Consider the following 15,761-nt stretch of genomic DNA (forward strand, 5'->3'; position numbering starts at 1 on the left):
CTCCTTCCTCGGTGCGGCGGCGGCCCCCGTCAGAGGGCCGCGGCGATCTCCTCCAGCAGCCGCTGGAAGGCCACGGACCCCGGGTCGCGGTGACCGGCGCTGCGTCCCGCCCAGACGACCTCGCCCGCGGCGGTCAGCTCGTCGAGCAGGCCCGGCCGGTAGTCCCGGACCCGGGCGGGCAGCACGAGCGACTCGAGGGCGGAGGCCGGGACGAGCGCGCCGGCGAGCTGGTCGACCACCGTCAGGACGCCGTCGGAGCCGCGCAGCTCCGGCCGCGAACCGACCGGTGCCACCTGCTGCCAGCGCGGGGTGAACACCCCGAGGGTACGGGCCGGGACCGGCTCGACCTCGCTGCGCAGGTTCGACAGCGAGCGCCGCCGGATCCGCCGCATCACGTCGGCGTCGCAGTACTCCACGACGCCGTCGGCCTGCGTGGGGCCGGGGCTGAGCCGGGGGGTGGGCCGCAGCACCGAGGTCCCGTCACCGACCGCGTCTCCCGCCATCGGCCTGGGCGACCCGGACGGTGCCACCGGCACGGGCGCACCCGAGGCCCTCCGGGCGGACGCCGCCATCTACCCCGCGCCGGCGGTGTCGCACATGAGCTTCCACGCGGTCGGCCTGTCGGACGAGGCGGGCACCTTCAGCGCGTGGACCTACGACCCGTCCGCCAGCTTCAGCGCCGAGCGCACGGCAGCGCTGGGCGCCGCGCTCGGCCTCGAGGGCGAGCCCGAGCAGGTGGGCGGCGCGTGGCAGATGGGGGTCACGGACGGCAGCGGCGCGTACCTGACCGTGTCACCCGACGGGACGACGACCGCCAACTTCTACGACCCCGCCAAGGACCCCCACCAGTGCCGGCGCGGGGACCAGGGCGGCGCCACCATGCCCGCGGAGCCGGGCGGCGGCGCCGCACCTGACGCTCCCTCGCGCGGCGCCCCCGCGCCGTACGAGTGGTGCGACAACCCCGACGCGCCGCCGGCACCCCGGGGCGAGGAGGCCCTCGCACCCGTCCGCGCTCTCCTCGAGGCAGCCGGTCACGATCCCGCGGCGTTCGAGCTCGTCGAGAACGACTACGGCGACCCGCGAATGACCGAGGTCGTCGCCCACCAGCTCGTCGAAGGCGAGCGCACGGGCGCCGCCTGGTACGTCACCGTGACCGCGGCGGGCGTGCAGAGCTTCAACGGCATGCTGGCGCCGCTCGGCGAGCTCGGCGACTACCCGGTCGTCAGCCCGGCCGCCGCGGTGGACCGCCTGGGCGACCCGCGGTTCGGCTCCTTCGCCGACGTGCGGATCCTCTCCCCCGCCGAGGGGCGGGTCCTCGACGTCCCGGCCCAGAGCGCCGAGGATGTCGCGGAGCCGGGAACCGGGAACAGCTCCGCCGTCGCTCCGGCGGGGCCGGACGCGCAGGGCAGCTCCCCCGACGCACCGGTCGCCTCGAGCAGCACCGGCGAGTGGGGGCGTCGGTGTGGGCGCAGCGGGGGATGCTCGCCCGCGCCGCCGACCTCTACCGCTGGGCCGGTGAGGACCGCCTCGGCGCCTCGGCCCCGCTGGGCGCGGTGTCCATGCTCGGGACCGGCGACGTCGAGGGGGCCGAGCGCATGCTCGCCGCGGCGCCCGGCACGGCTCGCCGACCTCCCTCGCGGTGGCGTCGGCACTCATGGCGCAGGGCCTGTGGGAGTCGGTCCGGGGCCAGCCGACGCGTTCGCTGTGGATGCTCGTCCGGGCCTCCGACACTCTCACCGCCAACGGCGCCGCCGTGCCCCTGCCGGAGCTGCCCGCCGTGCTCGCCGCCCTCGTGGCCCTGAACACCGGGGAGCTGGGGGTGGCGGAGTCCGTCACCGAGGACGCCCTGCGGGGCCACCAGGGTGGTCCGGGCGCCGCGGCCCGGCGAGGACGGTGGCGGCGTCGATGTCGGGCCACGGGGCCAGCAGCCGGATGAGCTCACCGGTGCTGCGCGGTCCCTCCCCGTCGGCGAGGGTGCGGGTGCACAGCTCGTCGAGGTCACCAGGGACCTCGGGGCTGATGCTGCGCGGCGCGGCGGGTGCCTCGTCGGCGGCCGGCCAGACGCCGGTGAGGCCCAGGTAGAGCAGCCGCACGAGGTCGGTGGCGTCGCGCCGGGTGGCCGTGAGCGGCGAGCCGTCCGGGTCCGCGACACCGAGCAGCACGGCGTCCGTGCCGAGTCCGGTGATCAGGACCTCGGCGTCGGGCGTGACGTGGAGCGACTCGGGTCGCATCGCCAGGTGCCGCACACCGTGGCGCCGCGCCGACTCGAGCGCGCTCGCCGCTGCGGGACATCCTCCACCCCCTGCTGCCCGCGCTCCGGGCCACCGACGTCGTCGGGGCCGGCGACGTCGGCGCGGAGCCTCCGGTGGAGGACGGCGTCACCTTCGCGGAGAACGCCCTGATCAAGGCCCGGGCGCTCGCCGCGGCGACCGGCCTGCCCGCCGTCGCCGACGACTCCGGTCTGTGCGTGGACGTCCTCGGGGGCGCCGGGGGTCTTCTCGGCACGGTGGTCCGGCCGGCACGGTGACGACCGCGCCAACCTCGAGCTCCTCCTTGCCCAGCTGGCGGAGGTGCCCGCGCAGCACCGCTCGGCGCACTTCGCGTGCGCGGCCGCGCTGCGCGCTGGTCGCCAACGTCGGGACGTGGATGCAGCGCGTCGCCCAGGACTGGCTGGTGCTGGCGATCCTCCCCGCGGGTCCGGGTTCGCCGTCGGCGTCGTCACCGGCCTGCAGTTCCTGCCGATGCTCGTGCTCAGCCCCTACGCCGGGCTGCTCGCCGACCGCCTCGACCGGCGCAAGATGCTCATCGCGACCCAGGGCTCCATGGGTCTGCTCGCCGCGGGTCTGGGTGCGCTCGTGCTCACCGACGCCGCCCAGCTGTGGCACGTGTACGTGTTCGCGCTGCTGCTGGGCGTGGCCGCCGCCCTCGACTCCCCGGTCCGCCGACGTCGTGAGCCTCGACCGCACCGGTCGACCGCATGACGTCCTGCAGGCGCGCGACCTCCTCCTCCCCCAGGTCGGCGCGCCGACCCGTTCGCGGAGGAGCGCCCGCTCCGCCTCGTCCGCGCGGTGCAGCGTCATCGCGAGCAGCGCCGTCCGCTTGCCCTCGCGCAGGTCGTCGCCGGCCGGCTTGCCGGTCGTGGCGGGGTCGCCGAACACGCCGAGCTCGTCGTCGCGGAGCTGGAACGCCTCGCCGAGCGGCAGGCCCACGGCGGAGAGCGCGGCGAGGAGGCCGTCGTCCGCGCCCGCGAGCGCCGCGCCGAGCACGAGCGGGTGCTCGACCGAGTACCGGGCCGACTTGTGGCGGACCACCTGCAGCGCGCGGGCCAGCGCGGCGTCGCCGTCGTCGTCCCAGAGCTGGGCCTGGGACCGGACGTCGAGGAACTGCCCGAGCGCGACCTCCGCCGTCATGGCGTCGTAGAGCCGCCGGGCGCGCCCTCCGGCCGCGGGTCCGGCCGCCGCGTGCGCCGCGTCCATCTCCATCGAGGAGAGCGACAGGAGCAGGTCGCCGAGAACGATGGCGCCGGCCTGGCCGTAGGAGTCCGCGCTGCCGAGCCAGGCTCGCCCGGCGTGCTCGCCGGCGAACCGGCGGTGCGCGGCGGGCATCCCGCGGCGCGTGAGGGAGTCGTCCATGACGTCGTCGTGCACCAGCGCGGCAGCCTGGAACAGCTCGAGGGCGCTGCCGGCGAGAACGACGGGGCCCCCGAGGGGAGCCGGTGTGGCGCAGGCCCACCCGGCACCGCACAGCAGGGCCCGCAGCCGCTTGCCGCCGCCGAGGAGCGACCGGGCGGGGGCGAGGAACTCGGCCAGCGGCGTGCCGACGTCGGCGAAGGGCGAGGTGCGCTCGTCCAGGGCGGCCAGGACGCGTGCGGACACGGCGTCGCGGAGGTCGGTGAGGTCGCTGTCCATGCCCCGACCCTATGCGGACCGGTCCGCGGCACGCGCACGGTGCTGGCCGTGGATCCCGCCGCGCTGCTCGCCGGGCTCGAGGACGTCCGCCGTGGCCGGGGGCGCCGACGGCCTCGGGGGATCTCGGCGACCACCTCCTGCCCGCCCTCGTGGGCCGGGGCCGGGCGGTCGAGCACCGCCACCAGGGGTACTGGCAGGAGATCGGCACCGTCGACGAGTACTGGCGTGCCCACATGGACCTGCTCGAGCGCGCCCCGTTCGACCTGGACGATCCGGCCTGGCCGGTGACCACACGGGTGCGGCGGCAGGCCCCGGCCCGGATCCTCGCGGACGGTCGGGGTGGAGGACGCGGTGGTCGGCCCGGGCGCCGTGGTCGAGGGCACCGTGCGGCGGAGCGTGCTCGGCGCCGGCGTGCGGGTCGCGGCCGGTGCCGAGGTGGTCGACTCCGTCCTGCTGGGCGACGTCCGCGTCGGGCCCGGCGCCGTGGTCCGGCGCACCGTCGTCGACGAGGTCCGCGTCGCGGTCGTAGCGGGGGAAGTGCACCCGCACGGTCTGCACCCAGTCGGGGGCCCCGTGCGGCAGGCGCTTCTGGTGGACCTTCTCCCCCTCGATCCCCTCGGGGAAGCGATGGAGCATGCAGGGCCGCTCGCGCAGGGCGTTGACCACGCCTCGCCGACGGCGACGTAGTAGCTGGCCAGGTCCAGCTTGGTGTGGCCGGGGCCGGGGAAGTAGACGCGGTCGGGGTTGGAGATCCGCACGGTCCGCCCGCCCACCTCGAGCTCGGTCGCGGGCGCCGCTTGGCCGCTGGGGCTACTCCACCACAGGACGCGCGTCCGGACACCCGCCACGGACCTGTAACCGCGGACGTCAGACCGCGACGGCCGCCGGCCGCCAGCCGCGTGCCCCGGAGAGCCGCACGCGCTCGCAGCGCGCCCGCGCGAGCTGCGCACCGGTGAGGTCGCAGTCCTCGAGCAGCACGTCCGTCAGGCTGGCGCCGGTCAGGTCGGCCTCGCTGAGATCCGCGCCCCGCAGCACCACGTGCTGCCACGTCGTCCCCCCGCCAGCTCGTCAGGGACGCCCTCGCCCCGTCCAGGCGCACCCCGCGCAGCCGGGCGCCGGGCAGCTGGGCGCCGACGAGCCGCACGTCCCGCAGGCTGCAGCGCAGCAGCGAGAGGTCCTCCGCGCGGAGGTTGGCGAGGTCGGCGCCGTCCAGACGGCAGTCCACCAGGGTGGTGCGCAGCCACCACCCGTCCGCGCCACGCAGCCGGTCGAGACCGGACGCCTCGATCTGGAGCTCGTCCAGCTCGACCCCCGGTCAGGTCCGCCCCCGTCAGGTCCACGCCCGCGAGCGTCGCTCCGGCGAGGCCGCCGGCGGGGGCGGGCCCGAGGCGGCGTGCGACGTCCGGCTCCGGCACGCGGGGCACCGCCGGGACTCCCGTGCGGGCGCCGCTTGCGTGGTGGTGCCGCCCGCCGTCCCGTCCTCGCGCCCGGGGCGCGCCGTGCTCACGCCCGCCCCACCGGGGCCCCCCCGCGCCGCCGCACCCTCACCGTGGCGCGGTCGGGCTCGGCGTCAGCGCGGCCGCCGGCGTCCTTCCCCGGCGCCTTCGCGGTCCTGGCGACGGCGCTCCTCGTGCTCGCCGCGACCACCGGGTGGGCCGGCGCGCCCGCCGCTCGTCCCGGCTGCGGCGCGGCCTCCGGCCGGGCGACGACGCCAGGATGCTCGCCGGGCTGCCCTGGCACCTCGTACGCGGGATCCTGGCCCTGCTCCCGGGGGTCGTGCTCGGCGTGCTGCTCGGCGCCGCGACCACCTGGGTCGGCCTCCAGGCCCCGCTGACGCTGGAGGGCGGCGTCCAGCGGCCTGCCGCGCTGTGGGCCGGTGCGCTTCTCGCCCTGGTGGTCGCCTGGCTCATGCCCACGAGCAGGTCCGCCCGGGACGGGGCCCGGGCGATGATCGACGTCCTCACGCCCACCCGGGGTTTCCGGGCGCTGCTCGTGGTCCTCGTGCTCGGGGTCGCGGCGGTCGTCGCCGTGCAGGTCGCGCTCGGCGGCGCACCCGCCCCACCTGGTCGCCGCTGCCGGTGCCGCCCCTGCCCTGACCGGTCCGCCGCTCGGCGCGCACCACTGCCGGCGGCCCGCGCGACCACCGGCGCGGCCTGCGGCGCGGCGTCCCGGAACCGGACATCTCGCGCGCGACGGGACCGTTACCCTGGGGCGGTGATCGCGCGGCACCCTCGGTGGCGGACGGGCCTCGGCCTGCTCGCCGTCGTCCTCGCGCCGGTGGTGCTCCTCGTGGCGAGCGGCGCCGCCGTGATCGAGGCGTGCGTGCCGGCGTCCGGGGCGTGGTCGCAGGTGGCGCTCCGGCTGGCCCTGCTGCATCCCGCCGGCGCGGTCCGCGAGCGCGACCTGACCCGGGCGGTCGACGCCGAGCTGGAGGTCGTCGCGACCGCCTGGCCGCACGTGGCCAACCGGGTCGACGGGGCGCTGACGCCTGCGCGGCGGGTCCTCGCGGCCGGCCACACCACCGCGCCCGTACTCTCGCACGGCGACTTCACCCCCGCCCAGCTGGTGCCTCTCACGGACGGGATCGGCCTGCTCGACCTCGACACGCTCCACCTGGGCGAGGGTGCCGCCGACGTCGGCCGCTACCTCGCCTACCACGACCTGGCTCAGGCCCGACGGCGCACGCGCGAGGTCGCTCCGGCGGTCCCGTTCCCGCCGCAGACGCCGGGTCCCTCGCCGCCGCGCACGCCGGCCCGCGACGCGGGCGCCACGCGCCAGCAGGGCGAGCACGACCTCGCGACCGATGCCGTTGCCGCCGCCGGTGACGACGAAGACCTTCTCCGCGATCCTCATGACTGCTCCTCGGTTGACGAAGGGGACGACCATGTCCGCTTCTCACGCTAGGGAGCACGGGTGAGTGTGCGGGAGGGACCAAGGTCTGCGCGGCGCCCGCGACCCGGCTCGGGCGTAGGCGCGCGACCGGGTATGGCTGCCGCCGACCGACCTCGCCGCGGCTAGCCCCGCCGGCGCAGCAGCCGCTCGAACACCGCCTGCGCCTCCGGCGAGCGCAGCCGCTCGAGAAAGTGCCGGCCCTCGACGTCGATCCGCCCGACGAGGGCGTCCGGGTCCCGCATCAGCGCCTTGGTCACCGCCACCGCGCCGGGCGCCCGGGCGGCCACCTGAGCCGCGGACGCGCGCGCGTAGCTGTCGAGCTCGTCCACCGCGACGACGGTGTTGGCGAGGCCCCACCCGTGCGCCTCCTGCGCGCTGACCGTCTCGCCGAGCACGAACACCGAGAACGCCCGCACGTGCCCCACCCGGGCCGGCAGCGTGAGCGTGGACGCCGCCTCCGGCACCAGGCCGAGGTCGAGGAACGGTGCGGAGAGGAGGGCGTCGTCGGCCAGGTGGACGAGGTCGCAGTGCAGCAGCATCGTCAGCCCCACGCCCACCGCTCGGCCCTGCACCGCCGCGACGACCGGCTTGCGGCACTCCGCCAGCGCCCGCAGGAAGGCGAACGCCGCCGCGGCCGCACCGCTTTTGTAGTATGTGCAAGTGGATATTTGGAGCGCTCTGAGGCCTACGGTGAAAAAGCAAATATCTTCCCCATAACCACTAGACAGAAACATTCTCAGAAACTCCTTTATGACGTATGCTACTCACCTAACAGAGAAGAACCTTCCTTTTGACAGAGCAGTTTTGATACACTCTTTTTGTAGAATCTGCAAGTGGATATTTGGATAGCTGTGAGGATTTCGTTGGAAACGGGATTACAATAAAAAGTAGACAGCAGCATTCTCAGAAACTTCTTTGTGATGTTTGCATTCAAGTCACAGAGTTGAACATTCCCTTTTCATAGAGCAGGTTTGAAACACTCTTTTTTGTAGTATCTGGAGTGGACATTTGGAGCGCTTTCAGGCCTATGGTGAAAAAAGGAAATATCTTCCCATAAAAAACTAGACAGAAGCATTCTCAGAAACTTATTTGTGATGTGTGTATTCAACTAACAGAGATGAACCTTTTCTTTTTTACAGAGCAGTTTTTGAAACACTCTTTTTGTGGAATCTGAAAGTCCGCAGCAGGAGCCCGCCGTTCGTGCGAGGGTTGGCGCTCATGCGCAGGTGCCCGGTGGGGGCCACGGAGGCGATCTCGGGCCGCAGCTTCCCGGCCTCGTCGAACAGCTCGTCGGCGCGGTAGCTCTTCAGCCACGTCTCCAGATCGTGCAGGTGCTCGTCGGTGTCGCGGGCGCTGGCGAGGGGCACCTGGTGCGAGCGCCAGGAGTCCTCGGTCCGCCTGCCGTCGATCTCCTTCGGGCCCGTCCAGCTCGGGACCGGACGAGGCTGCCCGCATCGTCGCCGAGGCCCGGGCGGAGGCCCACGAGCTGCGGACCCGGGCACGTGAGCTGCTGGACGGCGCACGCGCCGAGGTGCGCGCCCTCACCGCGCGCCGCGACCGGATCGCGACCGAGCTCGGTCAGCTCTCCGGCGTCATCGACGCCCTTGCGGTACCGGACCCCCGACCCTGCCCCCCACCGACGACCCGACGCCCCGCCGACGACCTCACCACCCACCACGACAAGGAACGCGACGCCCGATGAGCCAGACATCCTTCCGCACCGTCCTGCGCGGCTACGACCCCCGCCGAGGTCGACCAGCACCTCGGCGAGCTGACCGCGGCACTGCGGGGCGCCCGCGAGCAGGCCGACGAGCTCGGCCGCCGCGTGCAGGCGCTCGAGGCGGCCGAGACCGCCCCCCGCCCCGCGCAGCGCGAGCCCGAGGAAGTGGTCGGCGGCGCCCAGGCACAGCGCGCCGGAGCCGAGCACCACCGCGTGCCCGCTCCACGGCGCCAGCAGGCCGGCGAGCCGCCGGCACCCCTCCGGCGTCCCGACGGCGGCCGCGGCCTCCGCGAGGCACGCGAGGGTCGTGCTCCGGCTGAGGTCGTCGGCGACGTTGTCGAAGTCCGCCGCCGCGTACCGCTCGAGGGCCAGCCGTGCCGCCGACGCGTCGCCCGTCCGGGCGTGCAGGACCGCCACCGCGAAGCTCCACCGGTCCGGGGCCGCCTCGGCCAGGTCCGTGACCTCCGCCAGGACCTCCGGGGCGCCGCCCGTCATCAGGTGCAGCTCGAGAAGCTGGATGGTCCGCACCATCCCGGCGTCGGCGTAGTGCGAGCGGCGGGCCTGGTCGGCGAAGGTCTCGACCAGAACCGGGGCGGTGGCGTACCGGCCGGCGAGGAGGGCGCGCATCGCGTCCCACATCGGCGGGTACCACAGGTACAGCGGCCGGCCGAGACCGGTCGCCAGCTCGGTCGCGCGCTGCTGGGCGGCATCGGCGAGCGTGAGGTCGCCGGCCTCCAGCGCGTCGACGAGCTGCAGGCGGGCCGCCCTCCAGCTGAAGCTCGCCGTCGTCCGTGAGCGCCGCGGCGGCGACGCGCGGTCGAGTCCGTCGAGCCGCTCGGCCAGGTGCTCGGGGGCGACGCCGCAGACCGCCGCTCTGGTCGCCGGCCGCACCGGGCTGCACCTGGACCCGATGTACTCCGCCACCAAGATGGCGTGGCTCCACGACCTCGTCGTCTCGAACGGCCACCGCCCCCGGCGACGTCGTCGTCGGGACTCCGACGCGTTCCTGGTCGCGCGCCTGACCGGCGGCGCGCCGTGCGGTGCGACGCGAGCAACGCCTCGCGGACGCTGCTGTACAACATCCACGACCTCGCGTGGGACGCGGAGCTGTGCGAGCTCTTCGGCGTCCCGATGGAGACTCTGCCGGAGGTGGAACACTCGGACGGGGGACTTCGGGACGACGGCGCCCGGCAGTGCCGTCCCCGCGGGTGTTCCGATCGCCGCGGTGCTCGGGGACTCCCACGCCGCCTGGCCGTGGCGACGCGCGGCGTCGCGGACCAGGTAGTCCAGCGCCTGCGGCAGCGGCGTGCGCGAGTAGGAGGCGAGGGCGTCGAGGAGCTCCGCGGCGCCCGTGCCGGCGTCCAGCGCCCGCCGGACGGAGCCCGCGGTGAAGCGCACGGTCAGCGCCGAGCCGCGCGACTCCACGTCCGAGCACGACTCGAGCAGCTCCCGCAGCTCCGGCAGCGGCCGTCCGGGGACGACGGCGGTGAGGTCGCCCTGGACGAGCAGGTCGCCCACCGGCTCCGGGAGGGCGGCGTCCAGGGTCTCGGTGAGGACGTCGTCGTCGGCGCCGTCGACGAGCGCCCGCCCGACGTCCGTGAGGGCCCCGGCCCCGGTGATCCCGAGCACGTCGGCCTCGGCCAGCACGGCGGGGGCGGCGCGGCGCAGGGCCGAGCACGCCGCCCGCAAGGTCACCATCACCCCCGCCCCGGACGCGATGGCTGGATCACCGCCTACGTGCGCGCCGACCACGCCCACACCGTCAAGGCGCCCTGGGGGCCCTCGCACGGGCGGCGACCGACGGCACCGGGCTCGGCGAGGACGAGCGCACCCGCGCCCAGGTGCAGGCCGACGCGTTCGTCGACCTCTTCGCCACCGTCCTGGACCGCGGCGTCGACCTGGCCGGCCACCCCCTGCCCACGCGGACGGCGCGGGCGGGGGCGCAGATCACCGTCGGCGCCGGCACCCTGCTCGGCCTGGACCACCAGGCCGGCCACCTCGCCGGATACGGGCCCATCCCCGCCGAGCTCGCCCGCGAGCTCGCCCAGGACGCGACCTGGCGGGCCCTGCTGACCGACGAGCACGGCCACTTCACGGACCTCTCCACCACGGCCTACCGGCCCGGGGCGGACCTGACCCGCACCGTCAAGGCCCGGGACCTCACCTGCACCTTCCCCGGCTGCGCGCGGCCGTCGGTGGTGTGCGACCTGGACCACCGCATTGAAGCGTTCGGGTTTTCGTGCCGCTCTCATACTGGCTGGGCCTCGGGCTCGAGGGCAGCGTAGTGGGCCTGCTCGTGCTCGACGGGCGGGACCATCCCGATGCTGGAGTGCAGCCGGGTGTTGTTGTACCAGGCGACCCACCCGGCGGTGGCGAACTCGACGTCGGCGAGGGTCTTGTACGCCCCGTCGTGGAAGACGGTGGTGGCGATGCACTCGGTCTTGTACAGGCCGATGATCGACTCCATCAGGGCGTTGTCGTAGGCGTCGCCGACGGTGCCGATCGAGGGTGCGATGTCCTCCACGGCCAGGTGCTCGGTCAGTCGGATCGAGGTGTACTGGCTGCCCGCGTCGGAGTGGTGGATCAGCTGCCCGCGGGCGACGGGCCGCTCCTCGCGGTCGCGCTGCCAGATCGCCATGCGCAGCGGGACCATGACCAGGTCGGTGACCTTTGTGCGCTGGGCGTGCCAGGCCAGGATCCGCTGGGCGAAGACGTCGACGATGAAAGCGACGTAGACGAACCCCTCCCAGGTCCGCACGTAGGTGAAGTCGGTGACCCACACCAGGTTCGGTGCCGGCGCGGTGAAGTCCCGGTTCAGCAGGTCCCCAGCCCGTTTGCCGTCCCTGCCCGGCACGGTGGTGCGGTACTCCGTCCTCTCCCACTCTGTCCTGCGCTCGCAGCGGCAGGCCGGTATCGCTGTCGAAGCCGTCACCCGGATCGGATACCCGGTCACCGTGGGACTCCCGTTGGCGCGTGGCGCCGACCGGGTCGACGGTGTCACCTACCGGCGCGTCACCCCCGCGTCGCTGGCCGCTGCCCCGGCCGAGCGGCTCGCCCAGATGGTCCGCCACGTCGTGCGCCTGGCCGAGACCTTCCAGCCCACCGTCGTGCACATGAGCTCCGGCCGCGCGATCGCCGCCGTGTTCACCCCCACCTTGTCCGCGCCGGCCTTGAGCAGCCGGGAGACGTCCTCGACCGAGCGCACCCCGCCGCCGACGGTCAGGGGAACGAACACCTGCTCCGCCGTGCGCGAGACGACCTCCATGGTGGTCTCCCGTGCTCGGCAGAGGCGGACACGTCGAGGAACGTGATCTCGTCGCCCTCGGCGTCGTAGCGCCGCGCGAGCTCGACCGGGTCTCCGGCGGTCGCGCAGGGTGTCGATGCTGGGCGGCAGCACCGAGCACACGTGGACGTCCAACTCCCCCGCCAGCCGCAGCTCCGCGCGCAGGCTCACGCCGAGGGCGCGGAGCGCGGACTTCGACATCGAGTACGCCGACGCGTACGGGACCGGGATCTCACCGAGCAGCGACGAGACGTTGACGACCACCCCGACCCTGGTGCAGCATCTGCTCGAGCGCCGCCCGGGTGCCCTGCACGACACCCATGACGTGACCGTGACGACGTGGCCCGCGTCGTCGTCACCCGCGAGGTGGTCCTCGAGAACGTCAACCCGACGCTCGTGCCGCGCGAGAAGGCGAGCAAGCGGCGGACGCCCCGCGAGAAGTCCGCCTGACGGGCGGGCGGACCCGTCGTCCGAGAGGCCGGTACCGGTACAGGTGCCGGCCTTTCGTGCGCCTGTGGGGCTCCGCGGGGGTTCCTGCGTGCGGCTGCCGGGTCCCTGCGCCGGCCCCGGGTGCTGTGGCGTCCGGGCGCCGGGTGGCGCGAGAGTGGACGGACCAACGATCCCGAACAGCGAGGTGCCCGATGCGACTTGACCGGATCACCCGCCGACCTTCCCCAGCAACGTCCCTCTCCGTGACCGTCGGTGATGGACGCGACGCGGGAGAGCGGTCCATGCCGTCCATGAGCGGGCCCTCGATGACCGCCAGCGCGGAGCCGAGCTCCCGGTAGGCCTCCTCGGCGTCCTCGACCACGTGGTCGGAGATTCCGTGCACGAGGGCGTGACGGATCCGGTCCTGGACGCCGGCGTCCCGCCAGGCGTTCCGGGCGCCGCGCCGTCGCCGCCCTCCCTCCCGGGCCGCTCCCGGGTAGGACCGTCGGCGAGGGCGATGGAGCCGGTCGGTGGCGTCGTCGCGGCGGGCCAGGATGGACGTCCTCGACGGCCCTCGCGCAGGCCGGGGGTCGATGTCCTCGGTAGACCGCGAGCATCCCGGCGTTGACGATGCCCATGTCCAGGCCCGCGCCGGATCGCGTTAGTGACCGCGCTCGCCGTCGAGCGGGCGGCGGGGCGGGCGCGGTGCACCGTCGTGCCCGGTGCGCTCAGCCCGCGCGTGCTCGGTGGGGACGGCGCCGGCGCCCGTGTGGGCCTGGTCGCCACCCGGGCGCTGCTGCTCGGTGGGGACCACGTGAGCATCGACGTCCGCGTCGGCGCCGGCGCCTGGCTGGAGATCGTGGAGACCGCAGGCACGGTGGCCTTCGACGCCGGCGGGACGCCGTCGTCCTGGTCGGTGACGGTGACGCTTGAGGCCGGCGCCCGTCTCGAGTGGGAGGCCCTGCCGTTCGTCGTCGCGGACGGGGCGGACGTCACCCGGTCCACCCGCGTCATGCTCGACGACGGCGCGCGGGCGCTGCTGCGCGAGACGGTCGTCCTCGGGCGCACGGGGGGAGCGAGGCGGCCCGGTGCGCAGCCGCACCCGCGTCACCGCCGCGGGGAGCGAGCTCCTCGTCGAGGACGTCGACCTGCTCCCGGGCTCCCGGACCGACCCCGGGATCGCGCCTGCGCGGCCTCGGGCTGCGACGGGGCGGGTGCCGTCGTCGGGCTCGTCGCCTTGCGGCGCGCACGGGTCCTGCCCGTCCTGGCCGGTGCGGCGGGCTCCTCCGTGGGCTGCGCCGCAGCAGGCGTGCCCTCGGGAGACGTCGCGGCCTGCCCCTCGGAGGCCGCTGCTGCACGCTGAGTCTCCGCCGTCGTCCCGCTCGGGACCAGCTCCGGCGCGGAAGGCTCCGACGCGCCGCCGGCCTCGACCGCAGGCGTGGCCGCCGCCGTCTCCTCAGGCTCCGCCGGCGACCCGGCTGCAGGCGTCTCCGGCACGGAGACCTTCGGTGTGGAACTCTTCGGGGCGGAGGCTGCTGTCGCCCTGCCCGCCGGCTCAGCCTTCGCCGGCTTGCCGCCCTTGGCGTCGGCCTCCTCGTGGGCGTGCGCGGCGGCCGCGGCGATGGTCGCGAGCGTGGCCTTGACGGCCTCCCGCGCGGCGTCAGCGCCAGCAACGCCGGCTCGCAGGACGTCGACATCCCGGTGCTCGACGGCACGATCCCCCCGTACGACGAGTACCTCGAGAGCAACAGCTGAAGTTCGGTCCGGCGACGATCTCGACCGCGCGGATCACGAACGCACGACGGCGCCCCGGCGCCATGCGCCGGAGACCGCTCCGACGCCGGGGATCAGATCGCCCGCGCCGACGCCCCTGCGACGCACGGCAACCCGGGGGTTCGGTCGTCGTGCGCGACGTCACCTGCCTGCCGGACGCGACCAGGTGGTCGAGAGCCGTGCCTTGAGGATCACCTCGAGCTCGGCCGGAGGGACGACGGGCCTCGACGTCGTCGGGCAGACCGAGGCCGGCGATGAACTCCCGCATGCCCGGGCCGTCCACGCGGCGTCCCCGGGTGAGCTCCTTGAGGCGCTCGTAGGGATCCTCCATGCCGGTGGCGCCGGCGATCGACGCCGCCCGCATGGCCTGCTGGACGGCCTCGCCGAGCACCTCCCAGTTGGAGTCGAGGTCGCGGGGCGAGGGCGTCGTGGTCGACGTCGAGGCCGGCGAGGCCCCCGGCGGACGTTGTCGACGGCGAGCAGCGAGTGGCCGAACGCGGTGCCGATGTTGCGCTGCGTGCTCGAGTCGGTGAGGTCGCGCTGCAGGCGGGGACGTCACCAGCGTCGCGGCGAGGGTGTCGAGGAGCGCGCAGGAGATCTCGAGGTTGGCCTCGGCGTTCTCGAACCGGATCGGGTTGACCTTGTGCGGCATGGTGGAGGAGCCGGTGGAGCCCTGGGCGGACAGGCGCTGGCGGAAGTAGCCGAGCGAGATGTAGGTCCACACGTCCGTGGCGAGGTTGTGCAGCACCCGGTTGAAGCGCGCGACGTCGGCGTACAGCTCCGCCTGCCAGCGGCGTCGAGCAGCAGCACCCGTGCGCCCGCCTCGGCGGCGGTGACGGCAGCGGCGAGCCCGGCGGGCCCGGCACCGACCACCGCGACGTCGTGGACGACGGCGGAGCCCTCCGGATCCGCGGGGCTCCCGGCGGCGGCCGTCAAGGTCGCGTCACGCTCAGCCACGGCCGTCACCGCTCTCCAGGACCATCCCGCTGCGCAGCGGCACGAGGCAGGCTCGCTGGTTGGGGACGCCGTCGACCGTGACGAGGCAGTCGTGGCAGATGCCGATGCCGCAGAAGATCCCGCGCGGCCGGCCGCCGCGTCCGGAGAGGCCAGCGACCGCCCAAGGCCGCCCCACCGACCACTGCGCGGCCAGCCGGGCCGCCGCCGCGGACGCAACGACCGGACTGAGCAACCTCTCCCACCCCGAGGTGCTCGACGTCGAGGGCGTCCTGGAGGTGGTTCGACGGAGGGCGCCCTTGACGACGTGATGGACGCCCGGGACGAGGCCGCCCTCGGAGAAGTTCCGAGCCGGGTCCGACGGTGACGGCAGCACCTCCCGTACTCGTGGGGACGGGCGGTCGGACGCGCCCCTCGACGGCGAAGGAGGTCAGGACGGCGGCTCATGCGTCCGTCGGCTCCTCGGTGGGCTGCTCGGCGGCGGGCGCGGTCGCGGAGGCGGCCGGCTCCGCGGCCGGGATCTCCACGCGCGGAGGCACCGCCTGCTCGGCACCGTTCTGGAAGCCGTAGCGTCCGTGCTGCCGGAGATGGACACCGCGAGGGCGAGCGGGGTGGAGATGGCCGCCGTGACCTCGCCGATCGAGTCGACGGTCGTCACGGCGTCCCGGGCCTCGTCGTCGGCGCGCACGGCGCCCACGAGGTCGAGGTCGCCGACGGCGGCCCCGACGGTCACGGACCCGCGACCGCTGGCCGTCACGGCCCGGGAGGCGCCGCGGGCCGCGCGGAGGCGGCGGAGGGCGGC

11 protein-coding genes and 13 pseudogenes are annotated in these 15,761 nt (G+C 74.7%); 7 read left to right on the forward strand and 17 right to left on the reverse strand.

The annotated features are described in order from the left end of the window. Positions 1–29: 29 nt before the first annotated feature. On the reverse strand, positions 30–470 hold the full coding sequence (locus DA06_RS22345; protein WP_418606070.1) for a hypothetical protein: 441 nt from the start codon (positions 468–470) through the stop codon (positions 30–32). Between DA06_RS22345 and DA06_RS22350 the strand changes: the two genes are divergently transcribed. The 3 genes and pseudogenes from DA06_RS22350 to DA06_RS22360 all read left to right on the forward strand — a co-directional run. After that, positions 457–2,082 (forward strand): hypothetical protein, encoded by a 1,626-nt coding sequence (locus DA06_RS22350; protein WP_418606071.1) that lies wholly within the window; start codon positions 457–459, stop codon positions 2,080–2,082. The two genes, DA06_RS22345 and DA06_RS22350, sit on opposite strands and share 14 nt — an antisense overlap. Positions 2,083–2,281: 199 nt before the next feature. After that, positions 2,282–2,618 (forward strand): annotated as a pseudogene (locus DA06_RS22355) (non-canonical purine NTP pyrophosphatase); the annotation flags it as partial. Between the two features lie 28 nt (positions 2,619–2,646). Beyond that, positions 2,647–2,945: pseudogene (locus DA06_RS22360) on the forward strand (MFS transporter); the annotation flags it as partial. A gap of 90 nt (positions 2,946–3,035) precedes the next feature. Here DA06_RS22360 and DA06_RS22365 read toward each other — a convergent pair. The 5 genes and pseudogenes from DA06_RS22365 to DA06_RS22385 form a co-directional block, all read right to left on the reverse strand. Continuing rightward, positions 3,036–3,908: pseudogene (locus tag DA06_RS22365) on the reverse strand (polyprenyl synthetase family protein); the annotation flags it as partial. A gap of 510 nt (positions 3,909–4,418) precedes the next feature. After that, positions 4,419–4,732 (reverse strand): annotated as a pseudogene (locus DA06_RS22370) (ATP-dependent DNA ligase); the annotation flags it as partial. Between the two features lie 43 nt (positions 4,733–4,775). Continuing rightward, positions 4,776–4,952, reverse strand: a pseudogene (locus tag DA06_RS22375) (pentapeptide repeat-containing protein); the annotation flags it as partial. A gap of 67 nt (positions 4,953–5,019) precedes the next feature. Then, positions 5,020–5,133 (reverse strand): annotated as a pseudogene (locus DA06_RS22380) (pentapeptide repeat-containing protein); the annotation flags it as partial. A 278-nt stretch (positions 5,134–5,411) separates the two neighbouring features. Next, positions 5,412–5,648 (reverse strand): hypothetical protein, encoded by a 237-nt coding sequence (locus tag DA06_RS22385; protein WP_418606072.1) that lies wholly within the window; start codon positions 5,646–5,648, stop codon positions 5,412–5,414. On the opposite strand from DA06_RS22385, the gene DA06_RS22390 reads away from it, so the two are divergent. Continuing rightward, a complete protein-coding gene (locus DA06_RS22390) occupies positions 5,625–6,812 on the forward strand; it encodes a hypothetical protein (RefSeq protein ID WP_418606073.1) in 1,188 nt (395 codons plus the stop codon). The two genes, DA06_RS22385 and DA06_RS22390, sit on opposite strands and share 24 nt — an antisense overlap. Positions 6,813–6,922: 110 nt before the next feature. Here the strand turns inward: DA06_RS22390 and DA06_RS22395 are convergent, their stop codons facing one another. Beyond that, the gene (locus DA06_RS22395; RefSeq protein WP_418606074.1) at positions 6,923–7,534 is read right to left on the reverse strand and encodes an enoyl-CoA hydratase-related protein; all 612 of its coding nucleotides are present in this window, start codon (positions 7,532–7,534) and stop codon (positions 6,923–6,925) included. Positions 7,535–7,933: 399 nt separating this feature from the next. After that, positions 7,934–8,323 carry a hypothetical protein gene (locus tag DA06_RS22400; protein ID WP_418606075.1) on the reverse strand — a complete coding sequence of 130 codons (390 nt, stop codon included), beginning with the start codon at positions 8,321–8,323 and terminating at the stop codon, positions 7,934–7,936. A 1,232-nt stretch (positions 8,324–9,555) separates the two neighbouring features. On the opposite strand from DA06_RS22400, the pseudogene DA06_RS22405 reads away from it, so the two are divergent. Continuing rightward, positions 9,556–9,624: pseudogene (locus tag DA06_RS22405) on the forward strand (hypothetical protein); the annotation flags it as partial. 147 nt (positions 9,625–9,771) lie between these two features. Here DA06_RS22405 and DA06_RS22410 read toward each other — a convergent pair. Next, positions 9,772–10,218 (reverse strand): annotated as a pseudogene (locus DA06_RS22410) (helicase-associated domain-containing protein); the annotation flags it as partial. Positions 10,219–10,292: 74 nt separating this feature from the next. Here DA06_RS22410 and DA06_RS22415 point away from each other — a divergent pair. Beyond that, a complete protein-coding gene (locus DA06_RS22415; RefSeq protein WP_418608172.1) occupies positions 10,293–10,805 on the forward strand; it encodes a DUF222 domain-containing protein in 513 nt (170 codons plus the stop codon). Here DA06_RS22415 and DA06_RS22420 read toward each other — a convergent pair. The 4 genes and pseudogenes from DA06_RS22420 to DA06_RS22435 all read right to left on the reverse strand — a co-directional run. Next, positions 10,769–11,521, reverse strand: coding sequence for an IS3 family transposase (locus DA06_RS22420; RefSeq protein WP_418606076.1), 753 nt, complete (start codon positions 11,519–11,521; stop codon positions 10,769–10,771). The genes DA06_RS22415 and DA06_RS22420 overlap by 37 nt on opposite strands. Before the next feature lie 111 nt (positions 11,522–11,632). Further along, positions 11,633–11,883: pseudogene (locus tag DA06_RS22425) on the reverse strand (HisA/HisF-related TIM barrel protein); the annotation flags it as partial. Positions 11,884–11,902: 19 nt separating this feature from the next. Beyond that, a pseudogene (locus DA06_RS22430) lies at positions 11,903–12,121 on the reverse strand (SDR family NAD(P)-dependent oxidoreductase); the annotation flags it as partial. A 418-nt stretch (positions 12,122–12,539) separates the two neighbouring features. Further along, positions 12,540–12,827: pseudogene (locus DA06_RS22435) on the reverse strand (B12-binding domain-containing protein); the annotation flags it as partial. A 69-nt stretch (positions 12,828–12,896) separates the two neighbouring features. On the opposite strand from DA06_RS22435, the gene DA06_RS22440 reads away from it, so the two are divergent. Beyond that, positions 12,897–13,595: an urease accessory protein UreD gene (locus DA06_RS22440; RefSeq protein WP_418606077.1), complete on the forward strand. Its 699-nt coding sequence runs from the start codon at positions 12,897–12,899 to the stop codon at positions 13,593–13,595. Between the two features lie 627 nt (positions 13,596–14,222). Here DA06_RS22440 and DA06_RS22445 read toward each other — a convergent pair. The 4 genes and pseudogenes from DA06_RS22445 to DA06_RS22460 form a co-directional block, all read right to left on the reverse strand. Continuing rightward, a pseudogene (locus DA06_RS22445) lies at positions 14,223–14,795 on the reverse strand (lyase family protein); the annotation flags it as partial. Continuing rightward, positions 14,792–14,971: pseudogene (locus DA06_RS22450) on the reverse strand (FAD-dependent oxidoreductase); the annotation flags it as partial. The pseudogenes DA06_RS22450 and DA06_RS22445, both read right to left, overlap by 4 nt. After that, positions 14,955–15,335, reverse strand: a complete 381-nt coding sequence (locus DA06_RS22455) for a (2Fe-2S)-binding protein (protein ID WP_418606078.1) — start codon at positions 15,333–15,335, stop codon at positions 14,955–14,957. The pseudogene DA06_RS22450 and the gene DA06_RS22455, both read right to left, overlap by 17 nt. Before the next feature lie 54 nt (positions 15,336–15,389). Continuing rightward, positions 15,390–15,716, reverse strand: coding sequence for a copper transporter (locus tag DA06_RS22460; RefSeq protein ID WP_418606079.1), 327 nt, complete (start codon positions 15,714–15,716; stop codon positions 15,390–15,392). Between the last annotated feature and the right edge of the window lie 45 nt (positions 15,717–15,761).

This window comes from Georgenia sp. SUBG003 (assembly GCF_000715355.2).
GTDB lineage: Bacteria > Actinomycetota > Actinomycetes > Actinomycetales > Actinomycetaceae > Georgenia.

What these genes read in the sequence shown, in the direction of transcription:
- DA06_RS22390 (WP_418606073.1), top strand. Translation starts at nt 5,625, where the DNA reads ATGCTCGCCGGGCTGCCCTGGCACCTCGTACGCGGGATCCTGGCCCTG.
- DA06_RS22395 (WP_418606074.1), bottom strand. Translation starts at nt 7,534, where the DNA reads ATGTTTCTGTCTAGTGGTTATGGGGAAGATATTTGCTTTTTCACCGTA.